The sequence below is a fragment of the Ruegeria sp. CDSB113 genome, assembly GCF_059611045.1.
On sequence record NZ_JBXWOU010000012.1, the window covers coordinates 124399 to 149096 of the forward strand.

25 protein-coding genes are annotated in these 24698 nt (G+C 51.6%); 4 read left to right on the top strand and 21 right to left on the bottom strand.

The features are described 5' to 3' along the window. Window positions 1-39: 39 nt before the first annotated feature. The 15 genes from AC2FIS_RS18490 to hutI all read right to left on the bottom strand — a co-directional run bounded on the left by AC2FIS_RS18490 (window position 40) and on the right by hutI (window position 17441). Complete coding sequence (locus tag AC2FIS_RS18490; RefSeq protein WP_496774839.1) at window positions 40-981, bottom strand: LysR substrate-binding domain-containing protein; 942 nt, start codon at window positions 979-981, stop codon at window positions 40-42. Between the two features lie 181 nt (window positions 982-1162). Then, a complete protein-coding gene (locus AC2FIS_RS18495) occupies window positions 1163-1840 on the bottom strand; it encodes a DUF1028 domain-containing protein (protein ID WP_496774840.1) in 678 nt (225 codons plus the stop codon). A 73-nt stretch (window positions 1841-1913) separates the two neighbouring features. Further along, window positions 1914-2330 carry a RidA family protein gene (locus AC2FIS_RS18500; protein WP_496774841.1) on the bottom strand — a complete coding sequence of 139 codons (417 nt, stop codon included), beginning with the start codon at window positions 2328-2330 and terminating at the stop codon, window positions 1914-1916. Window positions 2331-2401: 71 nt separating this feature from the next. Continuing rightward, a complete protein-coding gene (locus AC2FIS_RS18505) occupies window positions 2402-3694 on the bottom strand; it encodes a flavin-containing monooxygenase (RefSeq protein ID WP_496774842.1) in 1293 nt (430 codons plus the stop codon). A gap of 327 nt (window positions 3695-4021) precedes the next feature. After that, window positions 4022-5056, bottom strand: coding sequence for a YeiH family protein (locus tag AC2FIS_RS18510; RefSeq protein ID WP_496774843.1), 1035 nt, complete (start codon window positions 5054-5056; stop codon window positions 4022-4024). Between the two features lie 209 nt (window positions 5057-5265). Beyond that, window positions 5266-6117, bottom strand: a complete 852-nt coding sequence (locus AC2FIS_RS18515) for an NmrA family NAD(P)-binding protein (protein WP_496774844.1) — start codon at window positions 6115-6117, stop codon at window positions 5266-5268. A gap of 82 nt (window positions 6118-6199) precedes the next feature. Then, the gene (locus AC2FIS_RS18520; RefSeq protein WP_496774845.1) at window positions 6200-7690 is read right to left on the bottom strand and encodes an aldehyde dehydrogenase; all 1491 of its coding nucleotides are present in this window, start codon (window positions 7688-7690) and stop codon (window positions 6200-6202) included. Between the two features lie 361 nt (window positions 7691-8051). Beyond that, on the bottom strand, window positions 8052-9161 hold the full coding sequence (locus AC2FIS_RS18525) for a hypothetical protein (protein WP_496774846.1): 1110 nt from the start codon (window positions 9159-9161) through the stop codon (window positions 8052-8054). 781 nt (window positions 9162-9942) lie between these two features. Continuing rightward, window positions 9943-10539 (bottom strand): helix-turn-helix domain-containing protein, encoded by a 597-nt coding sequence (locus tag AC2FIS_RS18530; RefSeq protein WP_496774847.1) that lies wholly within the window; start codon window positions 10537-10539, stop codon window positions 9943-9945. Beyond that, on the bottom strand, window positions 10532-11497 hold the full coding sequence (locus AC2FIS_RS18535) for an isopenicillin N synthase family dioxygenase (protein ID WP_496774848.1): 966 nt from the start codon (window positions 11495-11497) through the stop codon (window positions 10532-10534). Before AC2FIS_RS18535 ends, AC2FIS_RS18530 begins: the two co-directional genes overlap by 8 nt. Before the next feature lie 49 nt (window positions 11498-11546). Further along, window positions 11547-12137: a peroxidase-related enzyme gene (locus AC2FIS_RS18540; RefSeq protein WP_496774849.1), complete on the bottom strand. Its 591-nt coding sequence runs from the start codon at window positions 12135-12137 to the stop codon at window positions 11547-11549. A gap of 84 nt (window positions 12138-12221) precedes the next feature. Then, window positions 12222-13892, bottom strand: a complete 1671-nt coding sequence (hutU, locus tag AC2FIS_RS18545) for a urocanate hydratase (RefSeq protein ID WP_496774850.1) — start codon at window positions 13890-13892, stop codon at window positions 12222-12224. Window positions 13893-13903: 11 nt separating this feature from the next. Next, complete coding sequence (hutG, locus tag AC2FIS_RS18550; RefSeq protein WP_496774851.1) at window positions 13904-14707, bottom strand: N-formylglutamate deformylase; 804 nt, start codon at window positions 14705-14707, stop codon at window positions 13904-13906. Continuing rightward, complete coding sequence (gene hutH / locus AC2FIS_RS18555) at window positions 14704-16236, bottom strand: histidine ammonia-lyase (protein ID WP_496774865.1); 1533 nt, start codon at window positions 16234-16236, stop codon at window positions 14704-14706. The genes hutG and hutH overlap by 4 nt, the downstream gene beginning before the upstream one ends. Window positions 16237-16238: 2 nt before the next feature. After that, window positions 16239-17441 (bottom strand): imidazolonepropionase, encoded by a 1203-nt coding sequence (gene hutI, locus AC2FIS_RS18560; protein ID WP_496774852.1) that lies wholly within the window; start codon window positions 17439-17441, stop codon window positions 16239-16241. An 87-nt stretch (window positions 17442-17528) separates the two neighbouring features. Between hutI and AC2FIS_RS18565 the strand changes: the two genes are divergently transcribed. Further along, on the top strand, window positions 17529-18893 hold the full coding sequence (locus tag AC2FIS_RS18565) for a formimidoylglutamate deiminase (RefSeq protein WP_496774853.1): 1365 nt from the start codon (window positions 17529-17531) through the stop codon (window positions 18891-18893). Here the strand turns inward: AC2FIS_RS18565 and AC2FIS_RS18570 are convergent. After that, window positions 18890-19444: a HutD/Ves family protein gene (locus AC2FIS_RS18570; RefSeq protein WP_496774854.1), complete on the bottom strand. Its 555-nt coding sequence runs from the start codon at window positions 19442-19444 to the stop codon at window positions 18890-18892. The genes AC2FIS_RS18565 and AC2FIS_RS18570 overlap by 4 nt on opposite strands. Before the next feature lie 75 nt (window positions 19445-19519). Between AC2FIS_RS18570 and hutC the strand changes: the two genes are divergently transcribed. After that, window positions 19520-20218, top strand: a complete 699-nt coding sequence (gene hutC, locus AC2FIS_RS18575; protein ID WP_496774855.1) for a histidine utilization transcriptional repressor HutC — start codon at window positions 19520-19522, stop codon at window positions 20216-20218. A gap of 46 nt (window positions 20219-20264) precedes the next feature. Here hutC and AC2FIS_RS18580 read toward each other — a convergent pair whose 3' ends face one another. Beyond that, window positions 20265-21017 (bottom strand): creatininase family protein, encoded by a 753-nt coding sequence (locus AC2FIS_RS18580; RefSeq protein ID WP_496774856.1) that lies wholly within the window; start codon window positions 21015-21017, stop codon window positions 20265-20267. 170 nt (window positions 21018-21187) lie between these two features. Here AC2FIS_RS18580 and AC2FIS_RS18585 point away from each other — a divergent pair, with 170 nt between their 5' ends. Next, window positions 21188-21523: a carboxymuconolactone decarboxylase family protein gene (locus AC2FIS_RS18585; protein ID WP_496774857.1), complete on the top strand. Its 336-nt coding sequence runs from the start codon at window positions 21188-21190 to the stop codon at window positions 21521-21523. Window positions 21524-21598: 75 nt separating this feature from the next. Here the strand turns inward: AC2FIS_RS18585 and AC2FIS_RS18590 are convergent, their stop codons facing one another. Next, the gene (locus tag AC2FIS_RS18590) at window positions 21599-22369 is read right to left on the bottom strand and encodes an amino acid ABC transporter permease (protein WP_496774858.1); all 771 of its coding nucleotides are present in this window, start codon (window positions 22367-22369) and stop codon (window positions 21599-21601) included. A gap of 11 nt (window positions 22370-22380) precedes the next feature. Next, window positions 22381-23130, bottom strand: a complete 750-nt coding sequence (locus AC2FIS_RS18595; RefSeq protein ID WP_496774859.1) for an amino acid ABC transporter ATP-binding protein — start codon at window positions 23128-23130, stop codon at window positions 22381-22383. A 139-nt stretch (window positions 23131-23269) separates the two neighbouring features. Between AC2FIS_RS18595 and AC2FIS_RS18600 the strand changes: the two genes are divergently transcribed. Next, a complete protein-coding gene (locus tag AC2FIS_RS18600) occupies window positions 23270-24058 on the top strand; it encodes a transporter substrate-binding domain-containing protein (RefSeq protein ID WP_496774860.1) in 789 nt (262 codons plus the stop codon). A gap of 80 nt (window positions 24059-24138) precedes the next feature. Here AC2FIS_RS18600 and AC2FIS_RS18605 read toward each other — a convergent pair whose 3' ends face one another. Together AC2FIS_RS18605 and AC2FIS_RS18610 are read right to left on the bottom strand one after the other, a co-directional pair. Continuing rightward, window positions 24139-24360: a hypothetical protein gene (locus tag AC2FIS_RS18605; protein ID WP_496774861.1), complete on the bottom strand. Its 222-nt coding sequence runs from the start codon at window positions 24358-24360 to the stop codon at window positions 24139-24141. Window positions 24361-24496: 136 nt separating this feature from the next. Further along, window positions 24497-24698, bottom strand: a 202-nt coding sequence (locus AC2FIS_RS18610; protein WP_496774862.1) for a hypothetical protein, incomplete at its 5' end; no start/stop codon positions are given.

Here is a 24698-nt window from a genome sequence, read left to right on the forward strand (position 1 = left end):
AACACGCGCGTCAAAGCCGAGTCTGCGTCATTTCAAGTTCTATCCGCTCGGTTCGGATACAACTAATCGTTGAATAACTTGGTCCGTAAGATGTTCACGGCAATAGTCAATGAATGCCTTCAAAGTCAGAACGTTCTCAGCATTTTCACTTGTCACAAGCCCCATATTGAGCGACCTAACATCCCCAACAATCGGTATGAAGCGCAAGTTTTGACCATCGGATGCAACATTAGAGACCGGCCGAATGTTAGCGATAGAATACCCAAAATTGTTTGCTACAAGACTGCGCATCACGGCCATATCGCTTGTACGTTCGGCAACGAGAGGTTTGACTTTGGCATTATGAAAAAGCGACAGAAAATAATCCATACTCAATGGAAGATCGTGCAAGACCATTGGATACTTATGAAGTTCCTTGATCATCACAGTATCGCGTTCTGCTAGAGGATGCGTCTTACTTGTCAACGCAAAGGGTGGCAGTTCAACCAAGGGTACAAATTGCAAATCTGGTGGAATATCTAAATCATAGGTAAGCGCTACATCAATCTCTGCTTCGCGGAGCATATTGAAGAGTTCAATTTGGTCACGTTCGAGCTGATTGACTTTGACATCTGGATATCGATCTTCAAATTCTCGACGTAAACCCGGAACGATAATACGTGCGAATGTCAAAAGGCAGCCTATCGTTAGTGGTCCCTGAACTTTACCAGTAATCTCACTCGCCAAATGCGTCAGCGATACTGCAGATGTCAGTAACGCTTTGGCTGGCACGATGAACTGTTTGCCTGCCTGTGTCAGCGATAAACCGTGAGCATGCTTGCGTACGAAAAGTTGGAAACCAAAATCTGCCTCCAGCTGTGAAATGGCTGACGATATGGAAGGCGACGATGCGTTCAGATTTCTTGCCGCAGCAGAAATCGATCCTGCCTCACCCACAGCAACGAAATATTCGAGCTTCCTCAGTGTAACACGCAAAGTCATGTCAACGAAGTAGCACCAAATCCGTCCTTTGCAAGGACTAACACCAAAATTGACGGGCCGAACAAGGCGCTTTTTACCAGCGTCCTGGTTGTTAAACTCCACTGCTCTCGCGGTCGCTAACTATAGATTAAAATGGCTTAACAAGTGTTGATACGGTTTGAACAATCGCGACCGCCGGCGGTCACTTGTCGCCCGGGACGCCATAAGATGGTGCCATCTGCGGATCGAGCGCACGTTGAGTATAGGCGTCCATCTGTGGTTTATAAATTTCCCAAAGTGTTGCAATGGTTTCGATCGGGCAGGTGTCCTGGTTCCAGTCGCAGCGCAGGTCGGCTATTGGCCAACTTACGTTATCAACGATTTTCATACCGGCCGAGTGGACTGGCCCTGCTTCGCCGCCCGCGGCCAATCCCGCGCGCATTGCAGCTATCAACCGATCACCAATATGACCTGTAGAAGAAAGGAACCCATCTACAATTGCCTGCGGAACGCCGTCGTTGTTGAGCATGTTGCCACCCGACGCCACGTTCTGCTCACGTGCCTGAGTCCAGATGCCAAGGCTTTTCGGCCCGGAATGAATCGCGGTTTTTCCCACAGCATCCACAGCCAGAATCTGCCTGTATTCAGTAAATCTACTGCGGGCTTTTGCTTCCTCCACAGCCTGTTCGGCAGTCATTCCCGCCTCCATCAGATCCAACGTAAGAGGGCCAAGACTTGGGTCGGTGACGTTTTGTGTCGCTACAGCTCCAACTCCGGCCCGGGCAAAAGAGCACCGTGCCGCAACAGCCGGAGAAGACGACGAAACCGCCAAACCGAACATGCCTGTGTCCACACAGCGCGCAACCAGCGAGAATGTCATAATATCTTCCTATGATTTGGTTGTGGCCAGGTCGACGTTTTCCGCGAGCATGGCATTTTGTCTAGCTTAGAGATCAGTCCGGAATAACGGCGGTGCCATCAATTTCGACCAACCAATCGGGTCGGGCCAATGCTTGTACAACGAGGCCTGTAGAACATGGATGAACGCCTTTGATGTATTCTCCCATTGTGCGGTAAACATCTTCGCGGTGGCGCACATCGGTAATATAGACGACCACCTTCACCAGATGTTCCATGCCGCCACCTGCCTCTTCAATAAGCTGTTTGATGTTTTGCATCACCTTGTGGGTCTGTTCTACGGGATCATGGCTTTCGATATTCTTCGCATCGTCCAAATTTTGGGGACATTGACCGCGCAAATAGACGGTCTTGCCACCGCTTGTGACAACTGCCTGACACAGATCATTGTCGAGTTTTTGTTCGGGATAGGTCTTCTTGGTATTAAATTTCCGAATTCGAGTATGTGCCATTTGGCGCTCCGTCTTTTTGTTTTCGAGATCAGCTCTGCAGAAAGGGTAGGGTGCTCGATCTGGCGAACCGTTTATGTGGCAACAGGGAGTTCAGGCGAATTCAGTTCCCGCTCTGATATGCTGGCATAGGCCTGGTAATGGCGCTTCGTCGCAATTTGATCCGCGATGTGTTTGGCGTCATGCCAAACACCCCAGATGAATGTTGATCCACGACGCGACTGCCAAGGCAGGCCAAGGAAATAGATTCCCGGCGCCGTTGACACTCCGCGCTGATGTATCGGCGTGCCTCTTTCGTCGAATGTGTCTGCCTTGATCCAAGAAAAATCCTGACGGAACCCGGTGGCCCAGACAATGGACGTGATCCCCTCGGCTACAAAATCCAACTCGCGGATCGGCGTTGTCACGCACTCAGGCTCTGGCCACGCTTTGCGCGCATCGGGTTCTTCCGGAAGGTCAATCCCGGTGCTTTTGACATAGGCATCGGCCGCATCAAGCATCTGATGATAATTGGCGTCACCATTTGCGATGTTGGTTTTCAGATCACCTGCAAAGGTCAGTTTTCCATCGTCATGGGTTTGGGACATGCCAAGTAGAGTTACTCCTTCATTTGCAAGACGGCGGAAATCCATGGTCTGGCCCCCATAAGCACCACTGACCGAGATCGTGACATGTTCTTTGCCCGGCTCCATCGCTGGCACATCCCAAAGCCCAAGCACACCCAACCACCAGCAAAAGTCACGGCCACGATAGGCCCGTGGAGGGCGATCATGTGGCCCCACGGACAAAAACACTTTGCGCCCGGCACGGTTCAATTCATCGGCAATCTGTGCCCCGGAAGACCCGGCACCCACAACCATCACGGCGCCTTCTGGCAATTGCTTTGGGTTGCGATAATGGAAGGAATGTATTTGATGAACCGGAGAATCTTCGGGCACAATTGGCGGAATGACCGGTTGTTGAAATGCACCTGTAGCAGCCACGATGCGGGTTGCTTCGATCACACCGTCAGAGGTTTCAACGCGGTAACCTTCTTTGCCCGAAAGCGGTTCTGCCTTGATAACCTCGACTCCGGTGCTGACTGGCGCCTTGATCATCTTTGCATAGTCGTTCAGATAATCCGCGACTTGTTCTTTTGGGACGAATGCATCTTGGTCATGGCTTTCAAACTCTAAGTTGGGAAAACGGTCGTGCCAAGCTGGCCCATTCGCAACCAGTGAATCCCAGCGACCCGTGCGCCATGCTTCGGCCACGCGGTTCTTTTCAAGAATAAGGTGTGGCACACCATTGTTACGTAAATGTTCGCTCAGGGCGATACCTGCCTGCCCGGCACCAACAACCAGTGTATCTATCTTCCTAATTGACATGTTCGAATTCCTAATAGGTGTTGATTGTCATTTTTCGTCATGCGGGCGGATTGAAACCTTGCAATTCCTCCGTCTCATTCCAGCTCAGCGAAAGTATTGATCTGCGTCCTGCAAAGGCGCGGTACAGTTCCTTTTCCACTTAAGAATTGCAGCGTGTTTGCCACCACATTTTCACGCATGCGGTTGGACGCAGCTGGCTTTCATGAGCTTGTGAATAGTGAATTTCATATTCTTACGGACTGCGAAATTACTATATCACTTATCCCAAGTTCGGTTTCTTTGAACCTTATCGGACCAAACGGATACGACATCAGACGCTGTCTGCACCTACTGGGCCATCAGTCTTTGCCCGACGAGGACGAATATCGCGATGAGAGCGGTTTCTGCGACAATGATGCCGATGGCTTGGTGTCCGACACTCAAAATTGGCTTTATCGACGTCTTCATACCCACGGCCGCGATGGCAACAAGAAGTGACCATCGCGACAAGTCGGAAAAAAGCTCCACCAGCAACAGCGGCAATAGATCAAAGGAATTCAAGGTTGCAAGCGCCAGGAACCCCAAAAGGAAGTGGGGGATAAGTGGGGGGCGTTCATCCGTGGCACCCCATTGCTCTGCATTGCCAGCCCGTTGCGCGAGCGAGATCAAGATAACAAGTGGGGCAAGAAGGGTTACCCGAAACAGTTTGACCAGTGTCGCAGTTTCGCCGGCTTCCTGAGAAACGGTGAACCCTGCGCCAACGACCTGCGCGACATCATGAATAGTGCCGCCAAAAAACACCCCGGTTTCGGTATCGGTGAGGTCTATAAAATCGGCAATCACCGGATAGGCAATCATTGCCAAAGTACTTAAGACGGTGACGCAGAGAATGGTGAACAGTAGATTTCGGTCAGAGTTCTCGTTTCTTGGAAGAACGGCGGCGATAGCAACGGCTGCAGATGCACCGCAGATCGCCACTGATCCACCGGTCAGCAACCCAAACCGCCAACCTCGACCAAGAAGCCGGGCCAAGAGCAAACCAAAAAGAATTGTCACCACCACGGCCGCTAAGACCAAAATGACGTTTGACGCACCTACTTCGGCCAGTAGCCCAAAACTGATACGAGCCCCCAAAAGTGCGACACCTATCCGAAGGACCGTTTTGGCCGCGAATGTTATCCCGGCTGAACAGCTTTCTTCCTCGGACAGAAAATTAAGTGCAATCCCCAGCAGCAAGGCCATCAGCATTGCGGGCGAGCCATACTGCCGCGCTAAATATTCCGCAGCGACGGCCACAACAATCGCAACGATAAGGCCATGAAACAGCCCTTCCTTGGCAACTATTCGCGATTTCAGGTCGGGGTAAAGTTCATTGGCTTTCATGGTGCTGCCTTGTGGCCCTCAGAATGCAAGATTCCCGTCAAGGCGCTTCGGAAAACACTCGGATCAAGCATTTTACGAAGCACTATACCGAAGATGTTGGCGGTTTGAACTTGCCGGAACGCGGTGCTTGAAGAGCAATTTGTTCCCGGCAAGCCAGTTGATTTGGTGCCCCGCGCCCACGTTACCCTGAGACAGCGAGGCCAAAGGCCTTAGCTGGCCCAGCGTTCGGCGTTGTTCTCTACGAACTGCTTGAATGTAACGGGTTGGCGACCTAGCACTTTCTCGACAGTGTCCGTCACTTCTTCGGCGTGACCCTTCACAACCGCTTGGTTCAGGCTGAGCATGAAGTCGACAATAAACGGCGGAAACTGCATGTTGGTCATTGCTTCAACTGCAGCGTCGTCTGACACGGCTACATATTGTGACTGCTTGCCCAACACTTCATTCATAGTCGAGACGGCATCCGCGTATGACAGGTTTTCGCGACCCGTAATTGTCAACGTTTGCGATTTGTATTTTTCTGGTTCTTGAAGAGCCGCCGCAATAACAGCCGCGATATCGTTGGTGTCCACCCAGCCAATCTTGCCATCAGCTGCTGGCAGGTAGATCGTGCCGTTATTGTAGTCATTGCCATAAAAGTTGAAAAAGTTCTGCATGAAGAACTGCGGCGCAACAATCGTGTAGTCAATGCCACACGCCCGCAGGTCATTATCGGTTGCGCCTAACAGGCCCGGAGCCTTCAAAGATGCATCTTTTCGTGCAAGAGACGTGCTAAGCCGGACAATATGTGTCACGTCGCTTTTATTGGCAGCGGCAAGAAAGTTTTTGCCCCACTGCACCATGTCAGGGTCCGTCGGAATGACCATGAGTACTTTGGAAATTCCTTCCAGAGCACTTTCGAGTGACTCTGGGTTTGCAAAGTCCATTTTTCTGGATTCGACACCATCAATCGTTTCCTCGAACACCCCTGCAACGGCGTCAACATTTTGTTGGCGCAATTGCGCAAGTACGTGGCTGCCTACGTTGCCGTCGGCAGTCGTGATCAGAATTTTATCGCTCATTGGGATATCCTCTAGTGGGTTGGTGGTTATGATGGCCGCCCTGTTGGACAGTGATCAGGCCTGAAGTATTGTGTTCTTGTTATCAGTATTTGACCCAGACGGTTTTCAGGGCCGTGTACTTATCAAGGGCATGCAATGACAAATCACGCCCGTTCCCGGATTGCTTGATGCCACCAAAAGGCGTCATAACAGACAACGCATCAACGGTGTTCACACACACGGTTCCTGCGCGCAGTGCGTCGGTAAGCCGGTGCGCTCGTGACAGATCGTTGGTCCAGACCGAGGCAGACAATCCATAGATTGTATCGTTGGCAATTCTTATTGCCTCTTTCTCATCGTCAAAAGGAATGATCGCCAGAACAGGGCCGAAAATCTCTTCGCGGGCGATGGTCATATCATTGTCTACATCCGCAAAGATTGTTGGCATGATAAAGTTGTCCGAAGTGCCAACGCTGACCCTCTCGCCTCCGAATTTCAACGTTGCTTCTTTGCGACCCGTTTCGATGTATTCCATGATGCGGTCCGTTTGGCGTGAATCAACAATCGCACCCATTTTAGTGGCAGGATCGAATGGATTGCCGGGCATGCGTTTTGCGGCACGTTCGACAACCATCTCAGTCAGACGTTCAACAAGCGGGCGTTCAACCAGCAACCGGGAATTGGCCGAACAGATTTCGCCTTGATTGAAGAACACGCCCTCTGCGGCCATATCTGCAACCGCATCCAAATCTGAAACGTCAGCAAAAACGATGTTCGGGCTTTTTCCGCCACATTCCGCCCAGATGGGCTTCATGTTCGACTGACCTGAGTATTCAAAGAAATATTTGCCAACTTCGGTCGACCCGGTAAAACCGAGGCAATCCACATCCATATGCAGCCCAAGCGCTTTACCTGCTGTGTGTCCAAAGCCTGGGACAACATTGAACACACCATCAGGAATGCCGGCTTCTGCGGCCAGTTCTGCCAGTTTCAGCGCAGTGAGCGGCGATTGTTCTGCGGGCTTAAGTACGATGGAGTTCCCTGCCGCTAGTGCAGGGGCCGCCTTCCATGTCGCCATGTTGAATGGTGAATTCCATGGCGTCACTACGCCAATCACGCCCAAGGCTTCACGACGTACCATGGCCAGATCACCCTTGGCGGTTGGTGCGATTTCATCGTAAACTTTGTCGATTGCTTCGGCGTACCACTGCCAAACATAGGCAGATCCGGGGATGTCAATGTTATAGGAGTTGCCAATCGGCTTGCCCATATCAAGAGTTTCCAGCGCGGCAAGTTCTGCCTGATTTTCGAGGATCAATTCCGCCAGACGCAGCAGTATCTCTTTGCGACCACGCGGGGTCATTCCGGACCAAACACCGCTCTCGAATACGCGTCGTGCTGCTGCGACGGCGAGATCAATATCTTCTGCATCACCTTCTGCAATCTGGCAGATGACGCTACCGGTAGCCGGGTTCACGCAGTCAAATGTTTTACCGGATGCGGAGTCAACGAATTTGCCATCAATGAAAGTATGTTGATGAGGTGCTAGGGTCGCAGCTAGCGTTTCCCATTCTGTCAGTGTCTTGATAGTCATTATTGATGCCTCTCAATTTTTTGCCCAAATATTGGTGCATTCACAGGGTAAATCGATAAGCATCAAACGGCCCACGTTCACTCTGGTAGGAGTTGTTCAGGATAAACGGCAAACGCGTCGTTCATTACTTGTTTGCTTAGCTACTCGACCGATAGCACCCCGAAAAGTTCAATTCTCAGAAGCATGACTTCAGCAATTTCAAAGCTAAAACCAGGACAGAAAACTTGTCATTTTCGAAATCTTGGTCACAGTAAATAGAGCAGTAGATCCATTTTAACCGTATTGCATGCTGGCCTGATCATGAGAGCGATGGACCTCTCTTAGCGAATGGCCAAAATGTTCTGTTAAACAGGATCGGAACTCAGTACTCGAGTTTTCCAGAGGGCCCCAGACCCACTTTTTGGGCTGGGCTGGAAAAGATCCTGGAGATGTAGGGATCACTATCCAAAAGTTCTTTGCCGCCCTCTATGCGCTCTGGGTGCAAAACACCGTCTTCCCACACTGCGACACCATCAAGTTTTACGGTGGGGTCTATGACATTCAGGGAGATTTCCCCGGGCGCATGCGTTCCGCAGGTATGGAAATGCAAAACGCGCGGATTGCCAAATGCGCCGTTGCTCCAGCGGTCGAAAAAATCGCGGGCCTCGTTGACATAATCACACCCTGGATGGATACCTGCGTGCCACGAATGGATGTAGTTGCGCTCCAGATCAAATAGCTTTGCTACGTGATCGTAGTGCCCTTCAACCGCTTTCACATCTTCGTCGCTGCCTTCGAATTTTGTAATCTGGTGGCCGTCGAAATGAACAAAGATCTTGTCTTTGATCTCACATGCCGGTGGATCGTAAACCTGCGACCCAGTCCCGACCAAAAACCCGACTTGCGCGACCTTACCAGTGAAACCAACCGGAGGGATCGGAGAGAACACAGAAACCGGGAACCGCTTTACGGTAGTTTCACCGCTTTCGTCCGGGAAATTCGCGCCCGGTCCTTTGAAATCTGTACCCTCGGCGCAGGTGACGTGTATCACCCTCGCATTCGAAAACGCATCATTTACAAGGCCCCTCAGGTTTTCGAATGCTCGATAACTGGCCTGACCAAAAGAGGATCCAAGCATCTGACCGTCCAGGGCATATGACATGATCGAGAACGTCCCTTTCACGCTCTGCCGAAAACGAAGTTGATCGCCCAGGCGCGCGAAGAAAATGACACGATCGAACTTTGACATCTTCTCGGTGAGCGCTGGACTTGGATCTGTGACGACAGGATTAAATGGCAACTCAAGGACTTCGACCTCCTTACACAAACGCTTCGCGACTCTTGAAACTTCTTCAACAGATCGCTCATCGTAATAGCTGTCGCACTCAGGTTCCTTGATGATCAAAACTCTTGTTTCTTGGGTGACCTCACCACAGTTCAGCAGAAGGTTTTCTGCCCCTTTCCGGATATCTTGAATATCAATGTTCATCATGTGGCCTTGTGTAGGATTGCAAGTCGTCTGGTCATTCGCCGTCATCATCATTCTCCATTGGCGTCAAATCGACCAAAAAGCATCGACAAACCAAAACATTTGACAAAACAGAAGGCGGCGGTCGTGATCCATGCCTCGAAAAAGGCACGGGTGGTTGTGACGACTTCCAAGGTTTTGAATGTCAGTTCCTGAGCAGAGATCGGGGATCCGGGCGGGCCGCAACTCACAACATGCTCGCCCGATCCGACCGTGAGGCTTACATTCTTGAGTGCCTGAAACGTACCGTAATGTATATTCATATTTTACGCTCTAATAACGGGAAGAAAAGCACTCATATTGCCTCGTTGCGCATAGTAAATCCACATATAAAGCATATATGTGCATACAAAAATGTCAACAGAAATCATTCCGCCTTTTCTCGCATGATAGGAGATACCCGGTATCCAAAGTCCGAAGGGATGGTGGATTGGTGATCGCATTAAGTTCGGGCTATAAGTCCATGAGAATGCATATGCTGATCAACTCCAATGATTGTGCGGATCAATAGTGTTGCGATAACCAAGTATCTGCCGTTCTGATCAAAGGCCGCCCGATACACCCGCCGCAGATATTAAGATGTAGGTATTGGAACCCAGTTGATGTGCTTTCTAAAGCGTCCTTATACCTGAGACAGGGATAAGGTCAGGCGCCGCGCAACAGTTGAATGCTTCGTGCGCCCTGCCCAAAACCAGTGAGTCAGGTTTTGGGCAAGACGCTTTGGAGCATCGTCAATTATTCGGTGCTACCGAGATTCCGCCTGAACAGAGAGATATTCAAATTTGGGGGTAAGTAATCTTACGAATCCGTGCGGCAGTTCGGAATCAATGGAAAGCGTGTCCCCCTCGACCAATGTCATCTCTATCTTGCCATAGCGGTAGATTGCCTCTCCAGATAGAACCCGCAGGAAAACAACGCCGCGCCCGGTGTAGCTGGGTGGGGACATGTCTTGCCGCGTTAACGTGACCTGAACCGCGGAAAAAAGTAGGTCGACGCGATTGTGGACAGCCAATTGGACAAACTCATGCAGGTGCCCATCTGCCATCCGCGCCGATGGGATACCCTGTCCTGCACGCAGATGGGTAAAGTCACATTGGCGGCTGGTAGTCTCGCCAAACAGCGCCACCAGCGGCACATCCAGAGCTTTCGCCAGCGCATGCAGGGATGAAAGCGAAGCTGACGCAAGTCCATTCTCGATCCGGCTGATCATGGCCGCCGACACAAGGGATTTTTCAGCCAGCGCTTTCGCTGTCATCCCTGATGTTTCTCTGAGCTGTCGAATGGCACGGCCGATGGCCGCGTCAACTTCGGAGCTGCTTTCCTGATTGGTGTCTTCATCCATTTTTATGCGCAAACGCCCGGGCAAACCGCCAATCGAGATAGTCACCGCAGGTTATAGCATCTTGTTTTGGAACATAACCATCCCCGAAAATGTCTTTGGCATCTATGGATGTCTCGGGGTTGGGGTCATAGGCAAGCACGATTGACAGGCGTTCTTTGCCGGTATCATTGATGACCCGGTGAACGGTCGAGTGATAAGCGCCGTCAGTCCATCGCGCCAAAAGATCGCCAACATTGACAATAAGAGTGCCTTCAATCGGTGATGCGTCAAGCCATTCACCGTCCAACCCCTGAACTTGCAAACCGCCGACTGAATCCTGACACAAAACGGTCAGGACGCCGAAGTCGGTGTGCGGTCCAACGCCAAATTGCCCATCGTCGGCACCCTTTTCCTGGGGCGGATAGTAGACAAAAGAGTTTCGGCTGATCGGCTTATCATTGGTTTTGAGGAAGGCGTCTTCCGCAAGCCCAAGACCCATAGCAAAACCACGCATGAGAAGTTCGGCGACATCATGCGCAGCCTTAAAATACTGCATGCACGTTTTTTCCAGGTTCGGTAGGCTCTCTGGCCATTTGTTGACACCACGAAGATTATGGTCAGTCAGGATTTCTGCGCCTTTGTCCTGATATCCCCAAACAAAACTCTCCTTAAGATCCGGCTTTGCATCGTCGTCCATTTTTGCACCACCCGACCCGATCCAGCCGCGATGGTTGTCGGTCACGCGAACTGTCTCCTTGGCATCGGCCGACATGTGGAAAAATTCCAAAGCTGTGGCCCGGGCACTGGAAATCAATTCCTCGGGGATGCCGTGACCCTTGATGTAAATAAAGCCTAGCCCGGTATTTGCCGCGTGCAGAGACCGCGCAACTAATTGTGGATCGCTGCCATCACGCAACGGAGTGATGTCTACAACGGGAATTGTCATTGTGTCGGTTGAAGCTGCTGTTGCGAGAGTCATTGCGATGCGTCCTTTGATAGTTGCGAAGATTGCATCATATGCATATTATTTACTTACATGCAACATCGGTTTTGTAATACCCAACAACATCGCCGCCCGTCGTTACGCCAAGACCGTTCAAAAGACGGTTGGCATAGTTAAAATATCCAATAATTTGATTGGCTTCGAGTATCTCGCCATCATCGACACCCGCATCTTTCAAAGCCTGCACATCGGTCTCAACCATTTTGCCCGGCTTCAAAGTGAGTTTCTCGGCATATTGCAATAAGGCCAATTGCGCGCCTTCAAATGCATCTTCCGGGCGGTGTGCCTGAAGCGCAGCCTCTACCATATCCGCCTTGACATCATCACCAATCAGATGGCGTGCGTTCGACCAATGGTTGGCATAAGAATAGGGGCAAGTATTCAGAGTCGAAACATATGAGCTGATGACCTCCTGAAACCACATCGGAATGGTGTTAGCATTGTCATGCAGGCACGCTCGATAAAGAACAACGTGGCCATTCATCGTTTGCGGCCGCAACGAATGGACGCGCATTACATTGTCAACGGTGCCATGTGGTGTACGGGCGAAATCAAGTGCCGTCTTCAACGTCTCGTCAGCGTCTTCATCGGAGATCATTTTTATCCAAGCGGACATCGGGTAACTCCCTGCTTATTGTGGTGAAAAACAAATACTCAAGCAGCCCGGCAGGCGATATCTGCCAGCCGGATTGTCATGCCCCTAATTTCCAAGAATGGTGGGAAGACGCAGACCTTTTTCGCGCGCACATTCAATTGCATCTTCATAGCCGGCGTCAGCATGCCGCCAAACGCCTGAAGCAGGGTCATTCCACAGCACGCGCTCCAGCCTTTTTGCGGCCTCGTCAGTGCCATCCGCACAGATGACCACGCCAGAGTGCTGGCTAAAGCCCATACCGACTCCGCCGCCATGGTGAATACTGACCCACGTTGCTCCCGAGGCGGTATTGACCAGAGCATTGAGAAGCGGCCAGTCCGATACAGCGTCTGAGCCGTCCTTCATTGATTCTGTTTCGCGGTTTGGAGATGCAACAGAGCCAGAATCCAAATGATCGCGGCCAATGACAACAGGCGCAGACAACTCGCCGCTCTTGACCATTTCGTTAAACGCAAGACCCAGTCGATGACGGTCGCCAAGGCCGACCCAGCAAATCCGGGCGGGAAGACCCTGAAAATTGATCCGTTCGCGGGCCATATCAAGCCAGTTGTGCAAATGGGTGTTGTCAGGCAGCAACTCTTTGACCTTGGCATCAGTTTTGTAGATGTCCTCGGGGTCACCCGACAATGCAACCCAACGGAATGGGCCGACCCCGCGACAAAACAGCGGACGGATGTAGGCGGGCACGAAGCCGGGGAAATCAAAGGCGTTTTCAAGACCTTCTTCCAGCGCCATCTGTCGGATGTTATTGCCATAATCAACGGTCGGAATTCCCATCGCATGGAAATCGCACATCGCCTTAACCTGCACCTTCATGGATGCACGGGCGGCTTTCTCGACTTCTTTAGGCGCGCTTTCCTGCTTTTCTTTCCACTGGCCCATGGTCCAGCCTTGCGGCAGATAGCCGTGAATTGGGTCATGGGCAGAGGTCTGATCCGTAACCATGTCAGGGCGCACACCGCGCTCCACAAGTTCTTTGAAAACATCTGCCGCATTGCCCAGCAAGCCAACTGACTTGACTTCACCAGCAGCGGTCCATTTGTCGATCATCGCCAAGGCTTCGTCCAGTGTTTCGGCCTTCTCGTCGACATAACGTGTTCTCAACCGGAAATCGATGGAATCCGGGTTGCATTCCACGGCTAAACAGCACGCACCCGCCATGACGGCCGCAAGCGGTTGCGCGCCACCCATGCCACCCAGACCGCCGGTCAAAATCCATTTACCTGTCAGGTCACCGCCATAGTGTTGGCGTCCTGCTTCAACGAAGGTTTCATAGGTGCCTTGCACGATGCCCTGACTGCCGATGTAAATCCAAGACCCAGCGGTCATCTGGCCGTACATCATCAGCCCTTTCTTATCGAGCGCGTTAAAGTGATCCCAGTTTGCCCAGTGGGGAACAAGGTTGGAGTTGGCGATCAAGACGCGCGGTGCATCAGCGTGAGTTTTCACAACAGCGACAGGCCGGCCGGATTGCACGATCAATGTCTCATCCGCCTCAAGGTCTTTAAGCGTTGCAACAATTGTATCGAAATCTTTCCAGGTTCGGGCCGCGCGTCCGATACCACCATAGACTACTAGTTCGTGAGGGTTCTCTGCTACATCCGGATGAAGGTTATTCATGAGCATTCGAAGTGGTGCTTCTGTTAGCCAGCTCTTGGCATTCAATTTAGACCCCGTTGGAGGAAAGATATCGCGGGTGTTCTTTCGATCAAGCATGTTTGTCTCCTTCATTTTGTACCGGCCTCGCTAACGGCAAATTCTTCAATCTGTGTAAGTGCCTTTTTCAGATGAACGCGGAGCCTATTTGCGCGCTCAGGCTGATAGGTCCAAGGCGCAGCTTCGTCCATGTAGGATCGCTGCGCGAGTTCCATCTGGATGGAGTGAACCCCTTCAGACGGTCGGCCATAGTTGCGCGTTGTCCATCCCCCCTTAAAGCGGCCGTTCAGGACTTGTTCATGTCCGTCTGCATCTGAGCAGACCGACACGACTGCGTTGGTGATGTTCGCGTCGCAGGTTTCACCACCATTGGTTCCAATCGAAAAGGTTGGCAATGTCCCTTTGAAAAGAAACGGGATTTGGGACCGAATTGAGTGGCAATCATATAATACAGCAATCCCATGCCGTTCCCTCACGCGATCTAGTTGTTGTTGCAATGCCTGATGATAGGGGCTGTGGTATGCATCCTTGCGTGCAACGATTTCGTCTTCTGATGGCTCTTGCCCTGCCTCCCAAATCGCTTCCCCGTCAAAGTCAGTGATCGGACACAAAGTTGTCGTGTTCTGACCGGGATAAAGCGAAGCCCCATTTGGATCGCGATTGGCATCAATGACATATCGATGAACATTGGATCGCACAGTGGTCGCTTGCGGCAAAAGACCCTCATGCAGCCTTGCAATGTGCCAATCAGTATCATCAAGTCCCTGACCGCGAGGATTAAGTCGCGAAAACACATCATCCGGAACAAACGTCCCACCATGAGGCTGCCCCAGAACAATCGGGCTGTCTCCTTGTGTGACCTCAAAGAGATTCATCCCCACAACTCCGGCATGGCTACCTTTACCGCGTCAAGCAAATCTCCGCGTGAAACCATCTGTGTCGCAATTTGCAAATCTGGAGCCATGTATCGATCTTCGTTCAAAGCGTCGACTTCCGATCTCAATCGTGCACTCGCAGATTGAAGTTCGGGGCTTGATTTCAACGGAGCGCGAAATTCAATGCCTTGAACGGAACACAACAACTCAACGCCAAGAATGGTGCTGAGGTTGTCCATCATTTTCCCAAGACGAACCGCACCGTGTGCTGCCATGCTGACGTGGTCCTCCTGATTGGCGCTTGTCGGTGTGCTGTCGGTAACGCAAGGATTGGCCAGATGCTTATTCTCGCTCATCAATGCGGCAGTGGTAACTTCGGCAATCATCAGCCCAGAATTCAAACCGGGGGCAGGGGTCAGAAACGGGGGCAAATCAAACGAAAGCGTTGGATCAACCATAAGGGCAACCCGCCTCTGAGCGATTGCACCAATTTCAGAGATCGCCAGAGCAATCATATCAGCGGCAAATCCAACCGGTTCGGCATGAAAGTTGCCGCCAGACACGATCTTGTTGGCTTTGGTCAGAACCAGTGGATTATCGGTCGCCGCATTAGCCTCAATTTCGAGGGTCCGCGCAGCTTGACGCAAAACATCCATTGCGGCACCCGTGACCTGCGGTTGGCAACGAATGCAATAAGGGTCCTGAACCCTGTTGTCACCTTCACGATGGCTTTCACGGATTTCTGATCCATCAAGCAGGTCGCGCATACATGTTGCAACTTCTATTTGACCTTGATGGCCGCGAAGGTCGTGAATTTCGGGCTGTAAAGGGGCTGTCGAGCCCATAATCGCATCCGTCGACAGCGCGGACGTGACTAAAGAGGATTGCGCAGCACTCCATGCCCGAAACAGACCCGACAATGCAAATGCTGTCGAAAACTGGGTACCGTTGATAAGCGCCAAACCTTCTTTCGGGCCCAAGATGACGGGCTCCAAACCTGCATTGGTCAGCGCAATGGATCCAGGTAATATTTCGCCCTTATACTCGGCCTCACCTTCACCGATCATGACGGCCGCCATATGCGCCAGAGGCGCAAGATCACCCGACGCGCCGACCGAACCCTGTGCGGGAATAATCGGCGAGACCCCACGCGCTAGCATGCCTTCAAGAAGCGCGATAATGTCCCAACGGACACCCGATGCACCGCGACCAAGTGACAAAAGCTTCAAGGCCATGACCAGTCGTGCATGCGAGCGCGAGATGGGCTCACCGACACCACAGCAATGGCTAAGGATCAAATTTCGTTGAAGCGTGGCCGTGTCTTCGCGCCGGATCTTGAGACTGGCGAGTTTGCCAAATCCAGTATTCACGCCATAGACTGGTGCCTCGCCAGCGGCAACTTCCGCAATTCTACGAGCGGCTTCATCGACGACGTCCCGTGTGCTGTCATGTAGCTTTACAGCCTGTTCTTTCAGAAAAATTTCCTGAAGCTGTGCAAGCGTGGCCGTGCCGGGCCTAAGAGTAATAATGCTCAAAATTCGCCTCCATAAATGCGTTTGTATAGGGGGTTAAAGCCGATACGATAGGATAGCTCGGCAGGGTGTTGGACATTCCAAACGGCAAGATCGGCGCGCATGCCAGTAGACAATGCTCCACGATCCGACAAGCCAAGTGCTGCTGCTGCATGACGCGTCGCACCCAACAGTGCCTCCTCAGGTGTCATCTCAAACAGAGTGCAGCACATATTCATAGTAAGCAGCAATGAGGTCAGTGGGGATGACCCCGGGTTTGAATCTGTGGAAATGGCCATTGGAACGCCGTAGCGGCGCAGTAGACCAACGGGTGGCTTTTGTGTTTCACGGATGGTGTAAAATGCGCCCGGCAAGATGACTGCGACCGTATCTGCTTTCGCCATCGCCTTGACGCCGTCTTCATCCAGATACTCGATATGGTCAGCAGACAATGCACCATATTGGGCGGCAAGTTTTGCCCCCCCAAGATTGGAAAGTTGCTCAGCGTGTAGCTTCAATGGCAACCCAAGCGACTTCGCTTCCTTGAATAGCTCTTCGATCTGATCAGGCAAGAATGCTATGCCTTCGCAAAAGCCATCAACCGAGTCGACCAGGCCTTCATCGTGGGCGGCGTGTAGCGTCGGGATACAAACTTCTTTCATATAGTCGTCCGGGCGGCAGACATACTCAGGTGGAACAGCATGCGCGCCCAAGAAAGATGTTCGTACTCGAACCGGGCGCTCGACTCCAATTCTGCGGGCCACGCGCAACATACGCAGCTCGGTATCCCGATCCAGGCCATACCCGGACTTAATTTCCAAGGTGGCGACACCTTCGCCAATCAAAGTATCTACGAGTGTTAGCGCGTCTTTCAAAAGTTCGTCTTCACTCGCAGCCCGAGTAGCTTTCACAGTCGAGATGATGCCCCCACCCGCACGCGCGACCTCTTCATATGATGCGCCGTTTAAACGCATCTCAAATTCAACGGCTCGATTACCACCCGCTACAAGATGCGTGTGACAATCAATCAGGGCAGGGGTGATCAGGCGCCCGCCGACATCGGTCACCTTGAACTTTCCATATGCTGCAGGAAGTTCTGAGCGATCTCCCACCCAAAGAATGGTGTCGCCGTCCATGGCGATGGCACCGTCATTCAGTAGCCCATATGGATCTTCACCTGACATCGTCGCGACTTGGGAGTTGGTTATGACATGCTGGGTCATTGTGCCATTATCCTCGCATAGTTGTTGCGTCACCGGAATAATTGTATATATTTAATTTTATTATGTCCATTCATAAAGGATAGAAATGTGACAACCATTTTTGCCCGTGAAACCCGCCTCCCTGACCACTGGGGCAAGAATGTCAGTTTGGAGATCGATAATGGGCGCATCTTAAGGGTGTCCGAAGACTCGCAGCCAAACGATTGTGACGTCCGAGTTGATTGTCTGTTACCGGCTCTTGCAAACCTGCACTGTCACACATTCCAGCGGGCGATGGCTGGAATGACAGAATACCGCACAGCCGGAAATGACAGTTTCTGGACTTGGCGGCAACTGATGTACAAGTTCTTGACTCATCTGACTCCAGAAATGTACGAGGCCATCGCCGGGCTAGTTTACATGGAAATGCTTGAAGCTGGATATGCCTCGGTCGGTGAATTCCACTACGTGCATCACCAGCAGAACGGCGGCGCCTATGACGCGCTTGATGAGTTATCGCAACGGATTTTTGCCGCCGCAAATCATACGGGGATCGGTCTGACCCACCTTCCTGTGCTCTACACCTATGGCGGCACAGGGCAAAAGCCACTCGCCGGGGGCCAGTTACGTTTTGGCAATGACGTTGAAACCTTCAATAGATTGGTGGAATGCGCAAAGACTTCAGCACAGCAGATGGATACAGATACTCGTGTTGGCATCGCACCGCATTCATTGCGAGCGACAACACCCGATGATCTTCAGAGTGTTTTGAGCGCGCACCCTACCGGGCCTGTACACATACATATCGCTGAACAACTGCTGGAAGTTGAAGAGATTTCTGGATGGCTGGGTGCGCGACCTGTTGAGTGGCTTCTGAAAAATATGGATGTCACGGATCGCTGGTGCCTGATCCATGCGACCCATATGACCGAAGAAGAGACTGTCTCGATGGCAAATTCCGGGGCGGTTGCAGGCCTTTGCCCAATTACAGAAGCAAATCTTGGGGATGGGCCGTTCAATGGGCCAACCTACCTGAGTAAAGGCGGCGCATTCGGCCTTGGATCTGATTCCAATGTTCGCATCTCCCTCACTGAAGAGTTGCGACAGTTGGAATACTCCCAGCGCCTACGCGACATGGCACGCAATGTCCTTGTTGACGGAAAGGGGTCCACTGGCGAAACACTTTACCTCGGCGCTGCCGCGGGAGGCGCGCAATCACTGGGCCGTGAGAGCGGTGCAATCAGGGTGGGAGCTGTTGCTGATCTGCTTGCGATTGACCGCTCCAACGCGACTCTGTTCGCGCTACAAGACCATCAATTGTTAGATGGATTATGTTTCGCCGCGGGGGATCACGTGATCAAGGAAGTTTGGTCTGCAGGTCGTCACGTCGTTCGCGACGGTCGGCACATCAGAAGAGAGGAAATATTGCGACTCTATAAGGCGTCTATGGAAGAACTTACGGCAGCGCTTTAGGTAATGTAATCAAGAGTGACCAGAAGTAATTCTGTAGTTGAGTGTGTGCCAGCGATTGACACGTTCTGTTCAAACAAAGTGCAGGACCCATCGGGTAATAATTCACCATTCGCGGTTTCTGCTTCGCCACTTGCGCAGTAGAGGGCAAACTCTCGGTTCGTTGAGGGCACCAGAGATCCGACATCCGCCGCGTCAACTTTCTTGACCGTTGCGCTTACTTTGGTCGGGTCATAGATCAAGTTGAAATCCTGCACGACGCTCGAGACTAGAACAGATTCAATTGGCAGCTCACCAGAGAAACGAACCGGCTGGTAGGGACGCGCCAAAATTGTCCCTTCCTCGTGATGCAAATGAATGCCATCGCCGTGAATTACCGTCAGAATTCTCTCCATGGCTGGGAAGACCGAGAAAGGACCATTTGATGAAACTTCTGCGACGCTTAGACGCCAGATAAAGTTGTTTGCGCATCTGCGCACGGCGATTTCGTGAGTTATTCCCCCACCGTTTTTCCATCTTGTAGTAGTGAACTTGGCTGACGGGATTACCTGCATGTACTTGAACCTTGATAATTTGGTTAACTGCGAGCATTATAACGATAAATTTATACATATGGAGGAGAAACCAACTTGAACTCGCGCAAAAAGAGCTATCGAGATATTAAGGCAGAAATACTTGCTCGGATTCGCGACAAATCTTGGAAACCAGGCGCCCTAGTTCCTGGAGAAACTGATCTCGCAGAGCAGTTTGGATGTGCCCGTGCAACGGTCAACAGAGCTATGAGGGAGCTGGCAGAGGAAGGGTATCTGGATCGCAAGCGAAAAGCAGGCACGCGCGTCAATCCAAACCCTGTCCGAAATGCGAAATTCGCCATACCGCTCATTCGGGCTGAAATCGAAGATACCGGTTCAGAATATCGCTACAGCCTTGTTACGCGCGAAATTTTACCCGCACCGGAATGGCAGCGGGCGCGGCTCGGCCTCAAAGAAAAGGATCGCGTTCTTCACTTGCGATGCATGCACTATGCTGGCGGCACGCCATTTCAGTTTGAGGATCGCTGGATCAGCATCAATGCAGTCCCAGAAGTCGAAAACGCCGATTTTCAAGATTCAGGACCTAACGAATGGTTAGTCAAAGAAGTTCCATATACGGATGTCGAAATCCGTTTTTTTGCCAGTTCCGCAGATCAATCTTTGTCAGAGTTTCTCATGGTTAGGGACGGTGAAGCCATATTCGTTGCTGAACGCACGACATGGCTCGATGGGGTTCCGGTGACTTTCGCGCGCATGAGCTTTGGTCGCGGATATTCCATGACGGCGCGCCTTTAGACGCTATTGTTGAGGGAACAAACTATTCCCCATCATAAGCTGCGTCTTATCCCGAACCTTTTGCCAGCAATTGTAAGCTGAATGCGTCAAAATCTTGGGACACTGCAGCGGCAGCCAAATCAAAAAGCCGCTGACCATCTTCCTTGTTTGCCAACGCCGAGTGGGATCCGACCCGACCATCTGGAAACATTTGCCGATGCTCGTCCGGCGGGCCATGTCGATCACCAGCATGGGTGCGGATGAATTCTTTGGATAGCTTTTGTGGTGCCTCTTCTGCACCACTGTGGACAATGCCAGTTCGTGCTTGGCTGACAGCGACTTCTGACGGTGTTGCGTGCATGCCTTCCCATTCACCATAAAGCGATGAGCGCAGTGCATTGACCTCGGGAAACTCCCACCAGCTGCGCAGTTGGAATGACACCTGGTCCAGCTTGGTGATGACGGTTCTAAGCGGCTCAAGGTTGGCTCCATGGCCATTCAGGATATAGATTTTTCGAAACCCGTGGTGTGCAAGGGCGGAAAAGACCTGTTCGCACAGCGCCTCAAAGACGGATCGGTCAACCGAAACCGTGCCGGGAAAACCCATATTGAAAGGGGCAGGGGTGTACGGAATTTCAGGCGCTACGATTGCGCCAGATTTGGTCGCCGCCTGCTGTGCAATTTCCCGGGCGCAAATTGTGTCTGTCCCAATAAGACCTATTGGCCCGTGCTGTTCGGTCGAGCCAACTGGGATCATGATTGAGTCTACATCTTCAAGATAGCGTTCTACTTCCTGCCAAGTCATTGCCTCTAGCTTCATTTCGTCATTCCTCTATTGAGCAGTGCGCGCGATCATTCGCTTTTATTGTCTTGCCAGAAACGGCTGTGCTAATTGCAGGGCCGTACTGAAACTATATGCTTGTGGATAAATATATCAAACATATATAATATAACTCTATACATAAACGACACTCTGCTATGGAGAACCTGATGAGCTGGAAAATCTTCCTGAATGACACGGTAAAACGCCTTGGCGAATTTCAGAAAAACGCACCCGAGACGTTTGCGGGGTTTGACAAGATGGGGTCCCCGGCAAAGAACGATGGGCCGCTGTCCGAAAAAGTCAAAGAGCTGATCGCCTTGGGCATCGCCATTTCAACGCGCTGCGAAAGCTGTATTGGATTTCACACAAGGTCCCTTGTGCGCATGGGCACCACACGTGAAGAGTTCATCGATGCGTTGACAATGATCAGCTATATGGGGGGCGGACCCTCGATTGCATTCAGCGCAAAGGCGCTAGAGGCTTTCGATGAATTCTCTGTTTGAGCTGTGTCACATTTGGCTTCTCGGCGTCCCCGGGGTGGCTCAGGAGTGCGCGACATACGCGCACTCTACTGTTTATTAGGCCGCTTCGTTTGATCCCATCTTACGCTCCAGCCAGCGCACGAAGGCGCTGATGATCAGGACAAGGATAAGATATTCCAGGATCAACAGAGAGTAGATTTCCAGCGGCCGATACTCCGACACCACCAGTTCATTTGCGCGCCGTGTCAGTTCTTGCATGCCAATCACAGAGGCAAAGGCGGACATTTTGACGATATAGATGAACTGGTTCGCAAGAGGTGGCAAAATGCGTCGAATTGCCTGAGGCAGAATAACATAGCGCATGGTCTGAAAGTAATTGAGTCCGACTGTTTGTGCTGCTTCGGATTGACCTTTTGGGATAGATTGGATGCCGGATCGATAGATCTCCGCAGTGAATGCACTATCTGAAATCACCAACGTAATGATCGCACCCCAAAATGGATCAATTGCAACGGTGAACCCTAGAATTGATCCCAGTACAACCGGTAGGCCGTAGAAAACCCAGAAAAGCAAAGGGAGCAAGGGGATCGCGCGGACAAATTCAATATATAGGCGCGAAGGTAAACGCAGGATGCGTTTGTTACTCATACCTGGTAGAGCCACAATCAGACCCAGGATCATCGACAAAACTGCCGCAATGATCGACATCTGAATTGTTGTGCCCATCCCGCTGAACAGGAATTTGACGTTAATCCAGCCTGCCTCGTTGGTTGGATCAATGACGTACCAGCCCCATGTGCCGGGTGCGGAATTGCATCCGGGCAGCACAAATAAGAGGCAGAAGAATGTGAGTAATTTGAGGTTCATGTCTTCGCTCCCTAGTGCTGCAAAATCTGATCCAGAAATTGTCGGCACCGTTCTGATTTTGGCGATGTAAAGAAATCTTGTGGCTTGCCTGTTTCAACAACTTGACCATGATCCATAAAGACCATCCGATCAGCCGCTTTGCGCGCGAACCCCATTTCATGCGTGACGCAGATCATTGTCATGCCATCTTCGGCGAGGCCAACCATAACGTCGAGAACTTCGTTGATCATTTCCGGGTCAAGCGCCGAAGTTGGTTCATCGAACAACATGATCTTTGGTTGCATGCAAAGGGATCTGGCGATCGCGACCCTCTGCTGCTGACCTCCAGAAAGCTGTATCGGGCGTTTGTGAGCCTGCTCTGGAATGCGCACTCGTTCCAGATAGGACATAGCAATCTCTTCAGCTTCTTTTTTAGATTTCTTCAGTGCGATGGTTGGGCCAAGCATCAGATTCTGTAAAATGGTCAGGTGGGGGAAAAGATTGAATTGCTGGAACACCATGCCAATTTCGGAACGAATGCGCTCGATGGAACTCTTATCTTCTTCCAACTTAATTCCGTTCACTTTGATTGTGCCGGTCCCATGGGTCTCAAGGTGGTTTATGCATCGGATCAAAGTTGACTTGCCGGATCCGGACGGTCCGCAGACAACAATTTTCTCACCCTCAGAGACGTTCAATGAAACCTCTTTTAGGACATGGAAGTCGCCATACCACTTATTGAGGTCTTTGACTTCGATTGCATCGACATCACTACTTGCCATGTGCGCCTCCATTAAACTATCTCTATTCATATTTTGTATGCACATTATCTTTACAGGCGCAACATAAAAGGGCAAGGTATATGTTCCACATACATAATCAACGATCAAAAACACTAAGGTTGACAGCAAGGAGGACGACATGAGGAAACTCATTAAGACTGGACTAACCGCAGCACTGGTGGCATTTTTCGGGTCTCCGGTAGTAGCACAGGATTCGGGAAGATCAGCTCTGACCGACATTCTTGAATCGGGTACGCTCATGGTAGGCACGACGGGAGACTGGAACCCGATGTCCGTGAGAAACCCTGCCACCAATACATTTGAAGGCTATGATATCGACGTAATGAAGCAGCTCGCTGCCGATCTCGATGTAGAGCTCGAATTTGTGCCAACAGACTGGAAGACCCTTGTGAATGGAGCGGTGGCCGGCAACTATCATTTGACGGGTTCCGCATCTATTAGCCCCGCGCGCATGAAGGCTGCTGGGTTCTCTGAAAGTTACATCGATGTTGAAATTTTACCCTTCACAACCGCAGACAAGATTGACCGCTTTGACGGTTGGGATTCAATTGATCAACCGGACGTCAAAGTAGCGGCGACACTGGGCACTACGTTTGAACGGCAGGTCAAAGCATGGTTCCCGAATGCAGATATCAAAATCGTAGAAGCACCCGCATTGGGCCACCAAGAAGTGATTTCGGGACGTGCGGATGTTTTTGTAACGTCCAACATTGAAGGCTCAACGCTTGTGACTAAATTCCCGAACGTGCGTCAGATCCAAGTTGAGGAACCTCGCTCAAAAACACCAATTGCGATGATTCTACCGCAAGGAGATCAGGTGTGGATCAACTACGTCAACAACTGGATCAAGCTGAGAAAATCCCAGGGGTTTTTCGACGAAGTCGCTGCTCGGTGGGGTCTGAACTAAACAAATGGGTCAGGCACTTTATATGCCTGACCTCGCCAAATAATAACTAGCTTTGACGTTGTTGTGTCTGACGTCAGCGCTTAGAGGAACCAGCAGCCGCGTTCGCGCAGGGCGTGGGCAGGCTCTTTGTTTCGAAGCGTGGCGAGATTGTCGAGGATGACCACGGTGCCCGGCGCGATCTCAGGGATCAGCACTTGGCGGATGTAGGCGGCGAAGGCAGGACCGTCTATTGCGCCCTTGATGACCCACGGAGCCATCAGTGCATCTTGGGTCAGGCCCGCGATCAGGGTTTGTGTCCCCAAACATCCAAAAGGGGCGCCCCTCGTTCGGGTAACGATCTCTTTTGCGCTCCCACAGGACCGGAGATCCTTTGGCTTCTTTTTTTGGGTTAGGCGGGATTTGGGCAAGCCAAACGCCACCCGACGTCAGGGGGAATGCTCACTGCTCGGTAGTGATTGCTGACACATCCACCAGATACATCTGCCGTGCCCCTTCATGCACGGAGTCAATGCAGACCGTGTTGTTGCCATGGCTCCAGCGCGGGTGAAGGTCGCAGCGGTTGTGGGAGTGGGCAAAAGCTGGGGGTGTTATGCGGCGATCTTTTGATTGGAGACCGACAGGCGGCCGTCGAGTACAGCGG

Coding starts and splice junctions, on each gene's coding strand:
- AC2FIS_RS18525 (WP_496774846.1), bottom strand. CDS start 9,161: ATGATGAACATTGATATTCAAGATATCCGGAAAGGGGCAGAAAACCTT.
- AC2FIS_RS18580 (WP_496774856.1), bottom strand. CDS start 21,017: ATGAAGCTAGAGGCAATGACTTGGCAGGAAGTAGAACGCTATCTTGAA.
- AC2FIS_RS18600 (WP_496774860.1), top strand. CDS start 23,270: ATGAGGAAACTCATTAAGACTGGACTAACCGCAGCACTGGTGGCATTT.
- AC2FIS_RS18535 (WP_496774848.1), bottom strand. CDS start 11,497: ATGACTCTCGCAACAGCAGCTTCAACCGACACAATGACAATTCCCGTT.
- hutG (WP_496774851.1), bottom strand. CDS start 14,707: ATGAATCTCTTTGAGGTCACACAAGGAGACAGCCCGATTGTTCTGGGG.
- AC2FIS_RS18590 (WP_496774858.1), bottom strand. CDS start 22,369: ATGAACCTCAAATTACTCACATTCTTCTGCCTCTTATTTGTGCTGCCC.
- AC2FIS_RS18540 (WP_496774849.1), bottom strand. CDS start 12,137: ATGTCCGCTTGGATAAAAATGATCTCCGATGAAGACGCTGACGAGACG.
- AC2FIS_RS18500 (WP_496774841.1), bottom strand. CDS start 2,330: ATGGCACATACTCGAATTCGGAAATTTAATACCAAGAAGACCTATCCC.
- hutI (WP_496774852.1), bottom strand. CDS start 17,441: ATGACCCAGCATGTCATAACCAACTCCCAAGTCGCGACGATGTCAGGT.
- AC2FIS_RS18490 (WP_496774839.1), bottom strand. CDS start 981: ATGACTTTGCGTGTTACACTGAGGAAGCTCGAATATTTCGTTGCTGTG.
- AC2FIS_RS18515 (WP_496774844.1), bottom strand. CDS start 6,117: ATGAGCGATAAAATTCTGATCACGACTGCCGACGGCAACGTAGGCAGC.
- AC2FIS_RS18505 (WP_496774842.1), bottom strand. CDS start 3,694: ATGTCAATTAGGAAGATAGATACACTGGTTGTTGGTGCCGGGCAGGCA.
- AC2FIS_RS18570 (WP_496774854.1), bottom strand. CDS start 19,444: ATGCAGGTAATCCCGTCAGCCAAGTTCACTACTACAAGATGGAAAAAC.
- AC2FIS_RS18585 (WP_496774857.1), top strand. CDS start 21,188: ATGAGCTGGAAAATCTTCCTGAATGACACGGTAAAACGCCTTGGCGAA.
- hutU (WP_496774850.1), bottom strand. CDS start 13,892: ATGCTTGATCGAAAGAACACCCGCGATATCTTTCCTCCAACGGGGTCT.
- AC2FIS_RS18595 (WP_496774859.1), bottom strand. CDS start 23,130: ATGGCAAGTAGTGATGTCGATGCAATCGAAGTCAAAGACCTCAATAAG.
- AC2FIS_RS18495 (WP_496774840.1), bottom strand. CDS start 1,840: ATGACATTCTCGCTGGTTGCGCGCTGTGTGGACACAGGCATGTTCGGT.
- AC2FIS_RS18520 (WP_496774845.1), bottom strand. CDS start 7,690: ATGACTATCAAGACACTGACAGAATGGGAAACGCTAGCTGCGACCCTA.
- AC2FIS_RS18530 (WP_496774847.1), bottom strand. CDS start 10,539: ATGGATGAAGACACCAATCAGGAAAGCAGCTCCGAAGTTGACGCGGCC.
- AC2FIS_RS18510 (WP_496774843.1), bottom strand. CDS start 5,056: ATGAAAGCCAATGAACTTTACCCCGACCTGAAATCGCGAATAGTTGCC.